General features: G+C 45.4%; 9 protein-coding genes and 1 pseudogene. 8 read left to right on the top strand and 2 right to left on the bottom strand.

The genetic code is table 11. The features are described 5' to 3' along the window. Positions 1–34 precede the first annotated feature (34 nt). From rpoB to tuf, 6 genes are all read left to right on the top strand, one after another. Positions 35–4,063 carry a DNA-directed RNA polymerase subunit beta gene (gene rpoB / locus SG35_RS26660; protein WP_044836293.1) on the top strand — a complete coding sequence of 1,343 codons (4,029 nt, stop codon included), beginning with the start codon at positions 35–37 and terminating at the stop codon, positions 4,061–4,063. 100 nt (positions 4,064–4,163) lie between these two features. Next, positions 4,164–8,381 carry a DNA-directed RNA polymerase subunit beta' gene (gene rpoC, locus SG35_RS26655; protein WP_044836294.1) on the top strand — a complete coding sequence of 1,406 codons (4,218 nt, stop codon included), beginning with the start codon at positions 4,164–4,166 and terminating at the stop codon, positions 8,379–8,381. A gap of 195 nt (positions 8,382–8,576) precedes the next feature. Beyond that, positions 8,577–8,951 (top strand): 30S ribosomal protein S12, encoded by a 375-nt coding sequence (rpsL, locus tag SG35_RS26650; RefSeq protein ID WP_044836295.1) that lies wholly within the window; start codon positions 8,577–8,579, stop codon positions 8,949–8,951. A 75-nt stretch (positions 8,952–9,026) separates the two neighbouring features. Further along, positions 9,027–9,497, top strand: a complete 471-nt coding sequence (rpsG, locus tag SG35_RS26645) for a 30S ribosomal protein S7 (RefSeq protein WP_044836296.1) — start codon at positions 9,027–9,029, stop codon at positions 9,495–9,497. Positions 9,498–9,598: 101 nt separating this feature from the next. Next, a complete protein-coding gene (fusA, locus tag SG35_RS26640; RefSeq protein ID WP_044836299.1) occupies positions 9,599–11,704 on the top strand; it encodes an elongation factor G in 2,106 nt (701 codons plus the stop codon). Positions 11,705–11,762: 58 nt separating this feature from the next. Continuing rightward, complete coding sequence (gene tuf / locus SG35_RS26635) at positions 11,763–12,947, top strand: elongation factor Tu (RefSeq protein WP_274055300.1); 1,185 nt, start codon at positions 11,763–11,765, stop codon at positions 12,945–12,947. Between the two features lie 563 nt (positions 12,948–13,510). Here tuf and SG35_RS26630 read toward each other — a convergent pair. Further along, the gene (locus SG35_RS26630; protein WP_053043071.1) at positions 13,511–16,252 is read right to left on the bottom strand and encodes a methyl-accepting chemotaxis protein; all 2,742 of its coding nucleotides are present in this window, start codon (positions 16,250–16,252) and stop codon (positions 13,511–13,513) included. 477 nt (positions 16,253–16,729) lie between these two features. Here SG35_RS26630 and tnpA point away from each other — a divergent pair. Continuing rightward, positions 16,730–17,278: pseudogene (gene tnpA / locus SG35_RS26625) on the top strand (IS66 family insertion sequence element accessory protein TnpA). Beyond that, positions 17,278–17,355 carry a hypothetical protein gene (locus tag SG35_RS26620; protein WP_084692768.1) on the top strand — a complete coding sequence of 26 codons (78 nt, stop codon included), beginning with the start codon at positions 17,278–17,280 and terminating at the stop codon, positions 17,353–17,355. The pseudogene tnpA and the gene SG35_RS26620 overlap by 1 nt, the downstream one beginning before the upstream one ends. Positions 17,356–17,512: 157 nt before the next feature. Here SG35_RS26620 and SG35_RS26615 read toward each other — a convergent pair whose 3' ends face one another. Then, the gene (locus SG35_RS26615) at positions 17,513–17,686 is read right to left on the bottom strand and encodes a putative antibiotic biosynthesis monooxygenase (protein ID WP_236702601.1); all 174 of its coding nucleotides are present in this window, start codon (positions 17,684–17,686) and stop codon (positions 17,513–17,515) included. Positions 17,687–17,713: the final 27 nt, after the last annotated feature.

Raw genomic sequence — 17,713 nt, 5'->3', positions numbered from 1 at the left:
AGATTCGGCCATAACCAGCAAGCTGAGGAACCCCATGGTTTACTCTTACTCTGAAAAGAAACGAATTAGAAAGGACTTTGGTAAAAGTGCACAGGTCATGGATTATCCATTCCTGTTGTCCATCCAACTCGAATCTTTCCGCAAGTTTATTGATATTGATCCAACAGGTGAAACAGGCCTTGAGGCCGCGTTCCGTTCTATTTTCCCAATTAAAGCCTACTCAGGTAGCTCAGAATTACAATTTGTCAGCTATCGCTTAGGTGAGCCGTTATTTGATGTTAAAGAATGTCAAATTCGCGGTATTACTTACTCAGCACCTCTGCGCGTTAAATTGCGTCTGGTGGTTTATGATAAAGAAGCACCTGCTGGCACAGTAAAAGATATCAAAGAACAAGAAGTATACATGGGTGAAATCCCCTTGATGACAGACAACGGTACTTTTGTCATCAATGGTACTGAACGTGTTATTGTTTCTCAATTACACCGTTCGCCAGGCGTATTCTTTGATCACGATAAAGGCAAAACCCATTCATCAGGTAAGGTCCTGTATAATGCGCGTGTAATTCCTTACCGTGGTTCATGGTTAGATTTTGAATTTGATCCCAAAGATAACTTATTTGTCCGTATTGACCGTCGCCGTAAATTACCTGCAACGATAATTTTACGCGCCCTGGAATATTCTTCAGAAGAAATTCTGGCGATGTTCTACGACAATACCGGTTTTGAAATCAAAGGTGACAAGCTGATCATGGAACTTGTTCCTGAGCGCTTACGTGGTGAAACCGCAACTTTTGATGTCAAATTAGCCAATGGTGATGTTCTGGTTGAGCAAGGCCGTCGTATCACGGCGCGTCATATTCGCACCTTGACCAAAGAAGGCATGACCGAATTGGAAGTTCCTACCGATTACATTGTAGGAAAAGTACTTTCGAAGAACTATGTTGATGAAAGTACCGGCGAGATCATCGCCGAAGCGAATGCCGAAATTACTTTAGAAATCCTTGCCGCCTTGAGTCAGGCCGGCCATAAAGCGATTTCTACCCTTTATATGAACGAATTTGATGTTGGTTCATATATGTCTGATACCCTGCGTATCGACAGCACAACCAACCGTCTGGAAGCCCTGGTTGAAATTTACCGCATGATGCGTCCGGGTGAGCCGCCGACAAAAGATGCTGCTGAAACCTTATTCGCCAACTTATTCTTCTCATTAGAGCGTTACGACCTGTCTACCGTTGGTCGTATGAAGTTCAACCGTCGTGTTGGTATCCAGGAAGAAGTAGGTGAAGGCGTACTGTCTAACGAAGATATTATCTCGGTAATGAAAACCTTGATCGATATCCGTGACGGTAAAGGCGATGTCGATGATATCGATCACTTAGGTAACCGTCGTATCCGTAGCGTAGGTGAAATGGCCGAAAACCAGTTCCGTGTAGGTCTGGTTCGTGTTGAACGCGCCGTACGTGAGCGTTTAAGTCTGGGTGACTTAGATGCCATCATGCCGCAGGATCTGATCAATGCCAAGCCGATCTCTGCTGCCGTGAAAGAATTCTTTGGTTCCAGCCAGCTGTCTCAGTTTATGGACCAAAACAACCCGTTATCAGAAGTGACCCATAAGCGTCGTATCTCTGCCTTAGGGCCGGGTGGTTTGACCCGTGAACGCGCAGGCTTCGAAGTACGTGACGTACATCCTACCCACTACGGTCGTGTATGTCCTATCGAAACGCCGGAAGGTCCAAACATCGGTTTGATCAACTCGCTTTCTTGTTATGCGCGCACCAATGACTACGGTTTCCTGGAAACGCCATACCGTAAGATCATCGACGGCGTGGTCACCGACGAAGTTGATTACTTGTCGGCGATTGAAGAAGGTAACTTCGTGATCGCACAAGCCGATGCAAAAGTTGACGAGAACAAGAAACTACAAGATGAATTAGTACCTTGTCGTCACAAGAACGAATTTACCCTGATGTCTGCCGATGCCGTTCAATATATGGACGTATCGCCACAGCAAATCGTTTCCGTTGCCGCCAGCCTTATCCCGTTCCTTGAACACGATGATGCTAACCGTGCCTTGATGGGATCGAACATGCAACGTCAAGCCGTACCTACCTTAAAAGTGGATAAGCCGCTTGTTGGTACCGGTATGGAAAAAATTGTTGCTGTTGACTCGGGTGTTACCGTGGTTGCCAAACGTGGTGGTGTTATCGACTATGTCGACGCGTCACGTATCGTGGTTAAGGTAAATGAAGATGAAATGATCCCGGGTGAAGCGGGTATCGATATCTACAACCTGACCAAATACACGCGTTCTAACCAAAATACCTGTATTAACCAACGTCCAACCTGTCGTATGCACGAGCCGGTTGTTCGTGGTGACGTATTAGCCGATGGTCCTTCTACCGATTTAGGTGAATTGGCCCTGGGTCAGAACATGCGTATCGCCTTCATGCCGTGGAATGGTTATAACTTTGAGGATTCAATGTTGTTCTCAGAGCGTGTTGCCAAAGAAGATCGCTTCACTACCATCCATATCCAGGAATTAAGCTGTATCGCTCGTGATACTAAGCTTGGCTCAGAAGAAATTACTTCTGATATTCCAAATGTTGGTGAGTCTGCCTTATCTAAGCTGGATGAAGCCGGTGTTGTCTACATTGGTGCCGAAGTAAACGGCGGCGATATCCTGGTAGGTAAAGTTACCCCTAAAGGTGAAACTCAGCTTACGCCGGAAGAGAAGCTATTACGTGCTATCTTCGGTGAAAAAGCCGCTGACGTTAAAGACAGCTCGCTGCGTGTACCTAACTCAGTTTCAGGTACCATTATCGACGTACAGATCTTCACCCGTGACGGTGTAGAAAAAGATAAGCGCGCCTTAGAAATCGAAGAAATGCAGCTTAAACAAGTCAAGAAAGACTTGGGGGATGAGTTCAGCATTTTAGAAGACGGTATTTATGCCCGTGCCAAGAAGCTGTTGTTATCTGCCGGCCTGAACGAATCTGATCTGAACAGCATGTCTCGCGACAAGTGGTTGGTACAGAGCCTTGCCGACGAAGGTCAGCAGTCTGAGCTTGAGCAAATTGCCGAGCAGTACGATAACATCAAAGCCGACTTTGATAAGAAGTTCGAAATCAAACGTCGTAAGATTGTTCAAGGCGATGATTTGGCACCAGGTGTGTTAAAAATCGTTAAGGTATACCTTGCCGTTAAACGTCGTATCCAGCCAGGTGATAAAATGGCTGGTCGTCACGGTAACAAAGGTGTTATCTCAAACGTTGTGCCTGTGGAAGACATGCCTTATGACCAAAATGGTGTTCCGGTAGATATCGTACTTAACCCGCTGGGTGTACCATCGCGGATGAACATCGGTCAGATCCTTGAGACCCATTTAGGTATGGCTGCCCGCGGTATCGGTGAGAAAATCAACCGTATGCTTGAAGCGCAGCAGGAAATGCACAAACTGCGTGAATTCCTTAAAGAAGTCTACAATGTTGGTAAGTCGCGTCAGACGGTTGATATCGACAGCTTCTCTGATGATGAAGTGATGCGTTTAGCCGATAACTTACGTGCCGGTCTTCCTATTGCTACACCTGTATTTGACGGTGCAGCAGAGAAAGAAATCAAAGAGCTGTTCAAGCTTGCCGATATGCCGGAAAGCGGTCAGTTCACCCTGACTGACGGCCGTACCGGTCGTGAGTTTGAGCGTCCGGTAACCGTAGGTTACATGTATATGCTGAAACTGAATCACTTGGTTGATGACAAGATGCACGCCCGTTCTACCGGTTCATACAGTCTGGTTACCCAACAGCCTCTGGGTGGTAAAGCTCAGTTCGGTGGTCAGCGTTTCGGAGAGATGGAAGTCTGGGCATTAGAAGCCTACGGCGCAGCATATACGCTACAGGAAATGCTTACAGTTAAGTCTGATGATGTTAACGGTCGTACTAAGATGTACAAAAACCTGGTTGATGGTGATCATCGCATGGAACCGGGTATGCCTGAGTCGTTCAACGTATTGTTGAAAGAAATTCGCTCGTTGGGTATCAACATCGAATTAGATCAGGAATAAGCCGGGTCAACTATAACTGTATTGCAGACCTAATTGCGAAAATCAGTACATGGAGAGAGCACTGCTCTCTCCCGTATTTAACTCCGACAGGAGATAGAGTGTGAAAGATTTACTTAAGTTTCTTAAGCAACAGAATCAAACAGAAGAATTCGATAGCATTCGCATCGGATTGGCTTCGCCTGATTTGATCCGTTCATGGTCATTTGGTGAAGTAAAGAAACCTGAGACCATTAACTACCGTACGTTCAAACCAGAGCGTGACGGCCTATTTTGTGCGCGTATATTCGGACCGGTAAAAGACTATGAGTGTCTTTGTGGTAAATATAAGCGTCTTAAGCACCGTGGTGTAATTTGTGAAAAATGTGGCGTTGAGGTTACCTTAACCAAAGTTCGTCGTGACCGTATGGGTCATATCGAATTAGCCAGCCCGGTTGCCCACATCTGGTTCTTAAAATCATTACCGTCCCGTATCGGTCTGTTATTAGACATGACCCTGCGTGATATTGAGCGCGTGCTTTATTTTGAATCTTATGTTGTAACCGAGCCTGGTATGACAACATTAGAGAAGAGCCAGATCCTAACGGAAGAAGAATACCTTGACGCCCTGGAAGAGCACGGTGACGAGTTCGACGCCAAAATGGGTGCCGAAGCCGTTCTTGCTTTACTGCAACAAATCGATTTAGACGGTGAAGTCGCGCAGATGCGTGAAGAATTACCGGAAATCGGCAGTGAAACCAAGCGTAAGAAGATCACTAAGCGTTTGAAGCTGATGGAAGCTTTCGCCCAGTCCGGCAACAAGCCTGAGTGGATGATCTTATCGGTATTACCGATTCTTCCGCCTGATTTACGTCCGTTGGTACCTCTGGACGGTGGCCGTTTCGCGACTTCAGATCTGAACGATCTTTACCGCCGCGTCATCAACCGTAACAACCGTTTGAAGCGTCTTCTTGACCTGGTTGCTCCGGACATCATCGTACGTAACGAAAAACGTATGTTGCAGGAATCGGTAGATGCCTTATTAGATAACGGTCGTCGCGGTCGCGCCATTACCGGTTCTAACAAGCGTCCATTGAAATCGCTTGCCGACATGATCAAGGGTAAGCAAGGTCGTTTCCGTCAAAACTTACTAGGTAAGCGTGTTGACTACTCAGGCCGTTCTGTAATCACCGTTGGTCCTACACTGCGTTTACACCAGTGTGGTTTACCGAAAAAAATGGCTTTGGAATTATTCAAGCCGTTTATCTACGGTAAATTAGAAGCCCGTGGTTTAGCGACCACCATTAAAGCGGCGAAAAAATTAGTAGAGCGTGAAGGCGCGGAAGTTTGGGATGTACTTGATGAAGTGATCCGTGAACATCCGGTGATGCTTAACCGTGCACCTACCCTTCACAGACTCGGTATCCAGGCGTTTGAGCCGGTACTGATCGAAGGTAAAGCTATCCATTTACATCCATTGGTTTGTGCGGCTTATAACGCTGACTTCGATGGTGACCAAATGGCGGTACACGTACCATTGACGATTGAAGCGCAATTAGAAGCGCGTGCGTTAATGATGTCTACCAACAACGTATTATCACCTGCTAACGGTGACCCTATCATCGTACCTTCACAGGACGTTGTATTAGGTCTTTATTACCTTACCCGTGACCGTGTTAACGGCAAGGGTGAAGCCATGGTATTTGCCAATACCAAGGAAGCGGAAAAAGCTTATCGCACCGGTGTTGCCGAACTGCACGCCCGTGTGAAAATCCGTATCACCGAGCATGTAAAAGACGCCGAAGGCAACCTGGTGCCGCAAGTATCCCTGCGTGATACCACTATCGGTCGTGCCATCTTATGGCAGGTATGTCCTGACGGCATCCCTTATGAGCTGATCGACCAGCCGCTGGGTAAAAAGCCGATTTCCCGTTTAATCAACCATTGTTACCGTAACCTTGGTTTGAAAGAAACGGTTATCTTTGCCGACCACATCATGTACACAGGTTTCCACTACGCGATGATCGCCGGTGCTTCTGTTGGTATCGATGATATGGTTATCCCGGATGCCAAGTACACCATTATCGAGAGTGCGGAAGAAGAAGTTGCTGAAATTCAGGAACAGTTCGACCAAGGTCTGGTAACCGCCGGTGAGAAATACAACAAAGTCATCGATATCTGGTCATCTGCTAACGAAAAAGTTTCGAAAGCGATGATGGATAACTTATCGAAAGAAACCATTGTTAACCGTCACGGTGAAGATGAAGAGCAAGACTCTTTCAACTCCATCTTTATGATGGCTGACTCCGGTGCTCGTGGTAGTGCCGCTCAGATCCGTCAGCTGGCCGGTATGCGTGGTCTGATGGCTAAGCCGGATGGCTCCATCATCGAAACGCCGATCACCGCTAACTTCCGTGAAGGTCTGAACGTACTTCAGTACTTCATCTCAACTCACGGTGCTCGTAAAGGTTTGGCGGATACCGCACTGAAAACGGCTAACTCCGGTTACCTGACCCGTCGTCTGGTTGATGTTGCTCAGGATTTGGTTGTGACCGAACATGACTGTGGCACCGAAGACGGCTTATTAATGACGCCATTGATTGAAGGTGGTGACGTTGTAGAACCATTACGTGAACGTGTGCTTGGTCGTGTGGTTGCCGATGACGTATTGATCCCGGGTACCGAAGAAGTATTGTTACCGCGTAACACCCTTATCGATGAGCACCTGTGTGACGTTATCGAAGATAACTCAGTGGATCAGATCAAGGTACGTTCTATCATTACCTGTGAAACCGACTTCGGTATCTGTTCTCACTGTTACGGCCGTGATTTGGCCCGTGGTCATATGATCAACCAGGGTGAAGCGGTTGGTGTTGTTGCGGCACAGTCCATCGGTGAACCGGGTACACAGCTGACCATGCGTACCTTCCACATCGGTGGTGCGGCATCAAGGGCTTCTGCAGAAAACAGCGTACAGGTGAAAAACACCGGTACCCTGAAACTGCAAAATGCTAAGTTTGTTTTGAACTCAGAAGGTAATATCGTTATTACTTCTCGTTCATCCGAGCTTACCGTGATCGATGAGTTAGGTCGTGAGAAAGAGCGTTATAAAGTGCCTTACGGCTCTGTACTTTCCAAGAAAGACGGTGAAAGCATCGAAGCCGGTGAAACCGTGGCTAACTGGGATCCGCATACTCACCCAATCATCACCGAGGTAGCGGGTAAGATCAAATTTGTCGATTTGATCGACGGCTTGACCATGACCCGTGAAACCGATGAATTAACCGGTTTATCCAGCATCGTAGTAACCGATGCCGGTCAGCGTAGCTCGGCAGGTAAAGAACTGCGTCCTATGGTGAAACTGGTTGATATGAAAGGTAACGACGTCAATATCGCCGGTACCGAAATTCCAGCACAATACTTCTTGCCGGGTAACGCGATTGTTAACCTGGAAGATGGTGCAGAGGTTAACATCGGTGATGCCCTGGCCCGTATTCCACAGGAAAGCTCGAAGACCCGTGATATCACCGGTGGTTTGCCGCGTGTTGCCGACCTGTTCGAAGCCCGTAAGCCGAAAGAGCCTGCGATTCTTGCTGAGAAAACCGGTATTATCGGTTTCGGTAAAGAAACCAAAGGTAAGCGTCGTCTGTTAATCACTCAGCCTAGCGGTGAAGTGTATGAAGAGATGATCCCGAAATGGCGTCAGCTGAACGTGTTCGAAGGTGAATCTGTGCAAAAAGGTGAAGTTATTGCCGACGGTCCAGAGTCGCCGCATGACATCTTACGCCTGCGTGGTGTAGCACCTGTTGCTAACTATATCGTTAACGAAGTCCAGGACGTTTACCGTCTGCAGGGTGTAAAAATTAACGATAAGCACATCGAAGTTATTGTCCGTCAGATGATCCGTAAGTGTGAAATCTTAGACAGCGGTGACAGCGAATTCCTTAAAGGCGAGCAGGTTGAAGTGGCGCGCGTGAATATCGCAAACCGTGAGCTTGAAGCGCAAGGCAAAGTGCCGGCCGAATACGAAATGCAGATGATGGGTATTACCAAGGCTTCCTTGTCTACCGAATCCTTCATTTCAGCAGCGTCGTTCCAGGAAACCACCCGTGTACTTACCGAAGCAGCTGTTGCCGGTAAGAAAGACGGTTTACGTGGCCTGAAAGAAAACGTTATCGTTGGTCGTTTGATCCCTGCGGGTACCGGTTACTCTTACCACCAGGAGCGTGCACGCAAGCGCACTCTTGAGCCGGAAGTAGAGGTAACGGTATCAGCCGATGAAGCTGAAAAAGCGTTAACCGATGCGTTAAATGCCGGATTAAACCCGGAAGCAGAAGATTAATGCAATTTTCTTGCTAAATAATGTAAGTTCTAGCCTGTCGGACTTGACAGGTTAAAGCTTGACCATTAGAATTCCGCGACCCTATATTCTGTACCTTATGTACTTAGAATCCAGGGTCGCGGTTTTCACGTTTATAAGCGCGTAAAATAGTAATCGACTATTATTACGCATGTTTCACTAATCAGGAGCTATTTAATGGCAACTATTAACCAATTGGTACGTAAACCACGTGTCAGACAGGTAGCAAAAAGTAACGTTCCTGCGTTACAAGCTTGTCCTCAACGTCGTGGCGTATGTACTCGTGTGTATACTACTACACCTAAAAAACCTAACTCAGCACTACGTAAGGTTGCTCGTGTTCGTTTAACTAACGGCTTCGAAGTAACTTCATACATCGGTGGTGAAGGTCACAACTTACAAGAGCATAGCGTAATTTTGATTCGCGGTGGTCGTGTAAAAGATTTACCAGGTGTGCGTTATCACACCGTTCGTGGCGCACTGGATTGTTCAGGCGTTAACGACAGAAGACAGGGCCGTTCTAAGTACGGTGCTAAGCGACCTAAATCTTAACGGTTTCCGTGAAGTAAGGCCAAATTAACATATTTAACAATTTTGGGTTAATCCTGAATTATACGGAGAATTAAGATGCCAAGAAGACGCGTCGTAGGGCAACGTAAAATATTGCCAGATCCTAAGTTCCATAATGAACTTTTAGCAAAATTCATCAACATCCTTATGGTTGATGGTAAAAAATCTACTGCAGAAAAAATCGTTTACGGTGCATTAGACATCTTAGCCGAAAAATCTGACAAAGAGCATTTAGACTTGTTCGAAACTGCTCTTGATAACATCCGTCCACAGGTGGAAGTAAAATCTCGCCGTGTTGGTGGTTCTACTTATCAGGTTCCGGTTGAAGTACGTCCAGTGCGTCGTAATGCACTAGCCATGCGTTGGTTAGTTGATGCAGCTCGTAAACGTGGTGAAAAATCGATGGCTCAGCGCCTTGCTAACGAAATGTTAGATGCGTCTGACAACAAAGGCTCAGCGGTTAAGAAGCGTGAAGACGTTCACCGTATGGCTGAAGCAAACAAAGCGTTCGCTCACTACCGCTGGTAAGCACAGTAGTAAGTGGACTGGTGTCGTTATTGGCTTGTTTAAGCTGATAGCGACGCAAATTTATCGTTCGGGAAATGACTTCCCGGCAAGAGGATATAATTGTGGCTCGTACAACGCCTATTGAGCGCTACCGTAATATTGGTATTTGTGCTCATGTAGATGCCGGTAAAACGACAACAACAGAGCGGGTACTTTTCTACACGGGTCTTTCTCATAAGATCGGTGAGGTTCATGATGGCGCCGCCACCATGGACTGGATGGAGCAAGAGCAGGAGCGGGGGATTACTATTACCTCGGCGGCCACTACTTGTTTCTGGAAAGGTATGGATGCCCAATTTGAAGATCACCGCATCAATATCATCGACACCCCGGGTCACGTTGACTTTACTATTGAAGTAGAGCGTTCATTGCGTGTGCTTGACGGTGCGGTATTGGTACTGTGTGCTTCTTCTGGTGTTCAGCCGCAAACAGAAACCGTATGGCGTCAAATGGAGAAATACTCCGTACCACGCATGGTTTTTGTTAATAAAATGGACCGCGCAGGCGCGGACTTTTTATCGGTTGTTGAACAACTAGGTTCTCGTTTAGGTGCTAACGCGGTTCCGATGCAACTTGCCATCGGCGCAGAAGATGAGTTCCGCGGTATTGTTGACTTAGTAAAAATGAAAGCCATTAACTGGAACGAAAGTGACCAGGGCATGACCTTTACTTATGAAGACATTCCGGCGGATATGCAGGATTTGGCCGACGAATGGCGGGAAAATCTTGTTTCTGAAGCGGCAGAAGCATCTGAAGAATTAATGGATAAGTACCTTGAAGAAGGTGACTTGTCCGAAGCAGAAATTAAAGCTGCATTACGTACTCGTACCCTAAACAATGAAATCATCCTTTGCTCTTGTGGCTCGGCCTTTAAGAACAAAGGGGTTCAGGCGGTACTTGATGCTGTTATCGAATATATGCCTTCGCCGACGGAAGTTGAAGCGATTACGGGTATTAACGATGACAAAGACGAAACCGAAGGAACGCGTGAAGCCGACGATAGTGCGCCATTTGCCGCATTAGCGTTTAAAATCGCGACGGACCCGTTTGTCGGTACCTTAACCTTCTTCCGGGTTTATTCCGGTGTGGTTAACTCTGGTGACAGTGTTTACAACCCGGTGAAAGCCAAGAAAGAGCGTTTTGGTCGTATCGTGCAAATGCATGCCAATGATCGTCAGGAAATAAAAGAAGTTCGTGCAGGAGATATTGCCGCGGCTATCGGTCTTAAAGACGTAACCACGGGTGATACCTTATGTGATGCCAATCATGTCATCACGCTAGAACGCATGGAGTTCCCTGAGCCGGTTATTTCGGTAGCGGTTGAGCCAAAAACCAAAGCTGACCAGGAAAAAATGGGTATAGCTTTAGGTAAGCTGGCTGCAGAAGATCCGTCTTTCCGCGTCGAATCAGACGAGGAAACGGGTCAAACCATCATCTCTGGTATGGGTGAATTACACTTAGATATCTTAGTTGACCGTATGAAGCGTGAATTTAGCGTGGATTGTAACGTTGGTAAGCCACAAGTGGCCTATCGCGAAACCATTCGCTCTACGGTTGAAGTTGAAGGAAAATTTGTTCGTCAATCAGGTGGTCGTGGTCAATTTGGTCATGTTTGGTTGAAAATGGAACCTTTACCCGAAGGGGAAGGTTTTGAATTTGTTAACGAAATTGTTGGCGGTGTGGTTCCTAAGGAATACATCCCGGCAGTTGAAAAGGGCTGTAGAGAGCAAATGGATAGCGGTGTTTTAGCCGGCTACCCTATGTTAGACGTTAAAGTCACCCTTTACGATGGCTCTTTTCATGACGTTGACTCAAACGAAATGGCGTTTAAAGTCGCCGCCGCTATGGGCTTCAGGAAAGGTGCGCTCGAAGCGTCGCCGGTTATTCTTGAGCCGATGATGAAGGTGGAAGTGACTACGCCGGAAGCAAACATGGGTGATGTCGTGGGCGATTTAAACCGTCGCCGCGGGATGATCGATGGCATGGACGAAGGTCCTGCTGGCTTGAAGATAGTGAATGCCCTGGTACCACTATCTGAGATGTTTGGTTATGCTACTGACTTACGTAGTGCAACCCAAGGTCGTGCCTCTTATTCAATGGAGTTTCAACAATATAATGAAGCGCCTAAGAATGTTGCCGACACTATTACGGAATCTCGTAAGGCTTAATGAAAGTCTGGCTCGGTCTTATGGCCGGGCTTTTAATAAACTTTAAGGTAATTGAAAAATGGCTAAAGAAAAATTTGAACGTTCGAAACCGCACGTAAACGTTGGTACTATCGGACACGTTGACCACGGTAAAACTACTTTAACAGCTGCTATCTCTGCTGTATTAACTAAAACTCACGGTGGTGAAGTTAAAGATTTCGCACAAATCGATAACGCACCAGAAGAGCGTGAGCGTGGTATTACTATCAACACTTCTCACATCGAATACGATACAGAGACTCGTCACTACGCACACGTAGACTGTCCTGGTCACGCCGATTACATCAAAAACATGATCACCGGTGCTGCTCAAATGGACGGCGCGATCTTAGTAGTTGCTGCTACAGACGGTCCTATGCCACAAACTCGTGAGCACATCCTGTTATCTCGTCAGGTTGGTGTACCTTTCATCATCGTATTCATGAACAAATGTGACATGGTTGATGACGAAGAGCTTCTTGAGCTAGTAGAAATGGAAGTTCGTGAACTTCTTAGCGAATACGAATTCCCAGGTGATGACTTGCCAGTAATCCAAGGTTCAGCTTTAGGTGCCCTTAACGGCGAAGCTAACTGGGAAGCGAAAGTACTTGAGCTTGCTGACGCTTTAGATTCTTACATTCCAGAGCCAGAGCGTGCTATCGACGGTGCATTCATCATGCCTATCGAAGACGTTTTCTCAATCTCAGGTCGTGGTACAGTTGTAACCGGTCGTGTTGAGCGTGGTATCATCAAAGTAGGTGATGCAGTAGAAGTAGTTGGTATCCGTGAAACTCAAACCAGTACTTGTACTGGTGTTGAAATGTTCCGTAAGCTGCTTGACGAAGGCCGTGCCGGTGAAAACTGTGGTATCCTTCTTCGTGGTCTTAAGCGTGAAGACGTTGAACGTGGTCAAGTACTGGCCGAGCCTGGTTCAATCACTCCTCACACTAAGTTCGAATCAGAAGTATACGTACTGAGCAAAGATGAAGGTGGTCGTCACACGCCATTCTTCAAAGGCTACCGTCCACAGTTCTACTTCCGTACAACTGACATCACAGGTGCTGTAGAGCTTCCTGAAGGTGTAGAAATGGTAATGCCAGGCGACAACCTTAAGTTTGTTGTTGAGCTTATCAACCCGGTTGCGATGGACGAAGGTTTACGCTTCGCTATCCGTGAAGGTGGTCGTACTGTAGGTGCTGGTGTTGTATCTAAAATCATCGATTAATATCGAGATTTAGATAAACATCTAAACCAGAAAAAGGTCGCGTAAGCGGCCTTTTTTATTGCCTGGTATGTTAGTGGGAGGCGGTGTTGTATCGCTTTTCCCTAAAGAAAGGCATCGACTAATATCGGTGCTTCAGAGTAACAGCTAAACCAGAAAAAGGTCGCGTAAGCGGCCTTTTTTATTGCCTGGTATGTTAGTGGGGGCGGTGTTGTATCGCTTTTACCTAAAGAAAGGCATCGACTAATATCGGTGCTTTAGAGTAACAGCTAAACCAGAAAAAGGTCGCGTAAGCGGCCTTTTTTATTGCCTGGTATTTAGAGGTGGTGGTGTTGTATCGCTCTTACCGTGAGCGTCTGGGCAATGACACCTTAATTTAGAATAGCACCTGTATATTTTATTGAACAACATGCCGGAAAAACAAAAAGCCCGGTCACTGCAATTAACCGGGCTTTCCTCTAAAAGTTAACACCAATTTTATAACGATAGCAGTAATCTAATGTATGACTTCGAAACCTCATTTGTCTTGCCCAAGCATTTATAAGCAGCTATGGGACTTTGATGAATCAAAATTCTTCCCACTCCGCATCCGGGTGGGTAATAGAATTAACAAGCTTTTTAGTTCGGGGGGTGATGACCTCAGTTCCTTGTTCATCAGACTCCGCATTACTCCCCAGTATTTTGGTTAGCGATGAAGATTCATTGTTGCCATCATAATTAAAGAAATTGACCTGCTCCATTAATATTTCTGCTTGCTCTTCCATTGCTTTACTGGAAGCTGCGGCTTCTTCAACCAATGCCGCATTTTGCTGGGTCATTTCATCCATCTGGCTCACTGCAGCGCTGACTTCACTAATACCGGCAGCTTGCTCTTTTCCGGCGGCTTCGATATCACGAATCATCAAACTAACCTTTTCAATAGCTGCAACTAACTCATTAAATGTCGTTCCCGTATCATTCACATATTTAGAGCCCTGACCTACCGCTTCAACACTATCATTTATCAGCCCTTTAATATCTTTGGCTGCGGCAGCCGAACGCTGTGCCAGACTACGAACTTCAGCAGCAACCACAGCAAAACCACGGCCTTGCTCGCCAGCCCGGGCTGCTTCTACGGCAGCATTAAGCGCCAATAGGTTTGTCTGGAAAGCTATTTCATCTATTACCCCTATAATATCTGCAATTTCGCTACTGGATTTATTAATGCCTTTCATGGCCGTAATCGCACTTTCTACTACTTTGCCTCCATTGGAGGCACTTTGCATAACTTCGCTTGACAAGCGGTTAACTTCAGAACTGTTTTCGGCATTTTGCTGTACGGTACTGGTTAATTGTTCCATAGCAGAAGCGGTTTCTTCCAAAGAAGAAGCCTGCGACTCGGTACGATGGCTTAATTCATTGTTCCCTGAGGCAATTTCACGCGAAGAGGTAAACACATTATTCGATGCCCCTCGTATTTCATCAACCATCTTACGGATGTTGTTAATACTGCTGTTAATTGATGACTGCAACTTAGCGAATGCTCCCTGATACTTTCCTTCCATGTTTTGGGATAAATTTCCGGAAGCCATTTCTTGAAGAATTTTCTGACAGCTGGTGATAGGTTCCACAATAGTGTCTAACATGCTGTTGATATTATTGCCTAAGGTTAACATAAAGCCCTCAAACTGATCGGCCTCTATGCGTTCGGTTAAATCTCCTCTTGAAGCTTTTTCAATTAATGTGGCGATTTGCTCCTGGGCATTAACAGCATCGGTCGTATCAATCCATTCAACAGCCAAACCTAAGTGCTGCTTATTAGCATCAAAAAGTGCGACAACTTTCAGTTCAAAGCTTAATTCACCTAGTTTGATATTAGCTGCATAAGGTAGATTATCAGGTCTTAACAAGTGACGCTGGTGGGCAGGGTTTTTATGAAAACTATCGAGATTCGTACCGATAATATTGTCAACAGAGAAATCAGGAAAAACCTCTTGTATAGCGCTTTTTCGCTTGTTTAAGACTTCAATCATACTGGGATTTAAGTAATTAATGACCCCCTCGGTATCAGCCATCATAAGATTACTCGACATACCCTGGATAGTTGAAATCATACGGCCGACTTCAGCATCCTTATTTTTTAATGTCGTTTGCATGCCATTTAGTGCATTAAATAACATGCCAAACTCATCTTTATTATTGTTTGCTATATCGTTATCCAGATGTCCCTTACCTATTTTATCAAATATCTGGATGGTATCTTGTAACGAGCGAACAGAGTAAGTCATGATCATATAGGCTAAAAACAGACCTAAAATGACAAAGGCAACGATAAATAGCAATTTACTGGAAAGGGCTCCCTTTTCGTTATCTATTCTCTCCTCTAACAGACGAATAAGATTTTCGGATGCACCTGTGCTTAATTGTACAACCAGGTTGATCGTTTTAGTTATGTCATCAAAGTAGGTATTTGCTGAAAAGTTTAATCTTTGTGCTTCCAACACCTCATTTTTAATTAAGGCTAAAGCAGCATTCACGGCTTTTTCCTGGGCTTCAAACTGGGGCGCTAATGTTGACCTCAAGCTTTCATTAGCCTTAAAAATAGCGGTTTTGGCATCTATGATATTGTTTAGCCTTGCTTCGACATTAACATTGCGGACAAATAAGTTATCATGCGCGGCACTCCCTAATTTTCCCTGTGTCAGGGCCGAGCTGCCAACAGCCCGGGCGATTCCTAGATTGTTGGTCAAATGGGGGACGTCGATAGCCACTATCTTGTATAAGTAATAGGTATCTGTTTCAGGATCTAAAGTCAGGTTGGATGCATCTGACACACGCACTATTAAGCCAATAAAGCTATCGATAATGGCATTATGTTTCTTAACGGACTCGGCCGCTGTCAGGCTGGTGTTTTCAGCCTTAAGGCTCTCCCACTGCTGAAGCAGGGCATTATATTCTGAATTGAATGCGCCATCTTCATCGATAGCCTGATTCTCTTTCACCGCACCAATAACTTGAGAAAAGAGATCATCTACGTTTTTAGCCCGTTTAGGCAGGAGTGCTTCCATTGATTTATTACCGCTTAAATACCCTGCGGATGTTCCCCTGTGTATTGCCGTTGCTTTTAACAACCTCACAGTAGGCAACAGCACTTGTGTACCTTTAATTTCTTTCTGAGAAAAGTTGATGCTGCTCAATGCATAGGATGTTAAAAAGTATACCGTCAAAGCTAATGGCACTAATATCGCTAAAAAAGCCAAGCCTAATTTATAAGATAACTTTATATTGGCTAGTAAATTATTGAATACTGATATTTTTGTTTTAAACATTGATCTCTCCATGATCTCTTGTCCATGACATTGTAATGAAAATACCTTAACGGCACATATGATGCCTCTACAAGCTAACCAATCAGTATGAAAAATGCAGTTAAAGATTAAGCTAATTCCCCGCGGGGAATTGGTTCATGATTTTATTATTGACTGTTACATGATAAAAGCATGGGCTAAGCGCCTTACAGCGGTTATCTTGGCAATCGGCAAGTAAAATTTTCACAAAAATAATCTGGCTGCCGTTCGAGCCCCGTACTAAGGAATGTCACACAATTAATTTAGTTATAGCCTAGTATTTGTACTGTTCAACATCAATCGGACATTTTTTAGAGCAAAAGTTATACATACCTTAAGTTTTATCAAAATATTCGTGAGTGTCCGGGCAATGACACCTTAATTTAGAATAGCACTTTGGGTACGTTAGCTTTGTTATTCATGAACGGAGCTAACAATGACACATAGAACTCAAGAAGAATGGAAAAGCTTATCGATGAACAAGCTGACAACGACTTGAGTATGTCCACTTTCTGTAAGAAAAATCAGCTCAACTATAAATCCTTCCTGTACAGTCGAACGGCCCTCAATAAACAATCACAACCAATGGCTCAATCTCAGGGAGAGTTTATCCCGGTAAAAGAGAACTGGGCGCTGAGTCATATACAGAAACTTTACCGGCTGGAAAACCAGGTGAAAGGTGAGCTGGCAGAAGACAAATGCCGGCTCAGGCAAGAAAAAGCGGTGCCGCTACTTAAACAAATGAAAGCCTGGCTGAATAAATCGGTAATGTAGGTACCGCCAACGACGACCTCAGGCAAAGCGCAGCAATATAACCTGAACCAGTGGCCTAAGCTTGTTCGCTACGTTGAAGAGGGCAACTTAAGCATTGATAATAACCGCGCCGAGCGGGCAGTGAAACCGTTTGTCATTGGCAGAAAAACTGGTTATTCTCGAATACGGTCAGCGGTGCCCAGGCCAGCGCCACACTCTGCAGCATTATTGAAACAGCGAAAGCCAATGGGCTGATGCCATTCGATTACCTTATGCATTCTCTTGAACATTTGGCTGATAAAGAGATTGATGTTGAAACGCTACTACCATGAAATATAAAAACTAGCTAGGCGTTGTTCTCCGGACGCTCACCTCTTACCTAAAAGGAAGGCATCGACTAATATCGATGCTTTAGAGTAACAGCTAAATCAGAAAAAGGTCGTGCAAGCGGCCTTTTTTGTATCTGCAACTAAGTCGCTCCTCCAGCCGTTAACGGGAGAGAAGCTTACTTGCTATTGGCATTATTATATAAGACATAATAGGCACTATGATGCCAACTGCTGCCATAACATTTAGCCACTTGATTGCAGGCAGGAACTGTCCGGCAAAATCGGGAATAAAGTAAACTAAGGGCACTAAGGCTAAAAAGGTGATTAACGCCATAATATGTTTATTTCCCTGCGAATGACT

The organism is Thalassomonas actiniarum (assembly GCF_000948975.2).
Classification (GTDB): Bacteria; Pseudomonadota; Gammaproteobacteria; order Enterobacterales; family Alteromonadaceae; genus Thalassomonas; species Thalassomonas actiniarum.
Note: the sequence above shows the minus strand (reverse complement) of the source record. Positions and strands in the feature narration are given on the sequence as shown.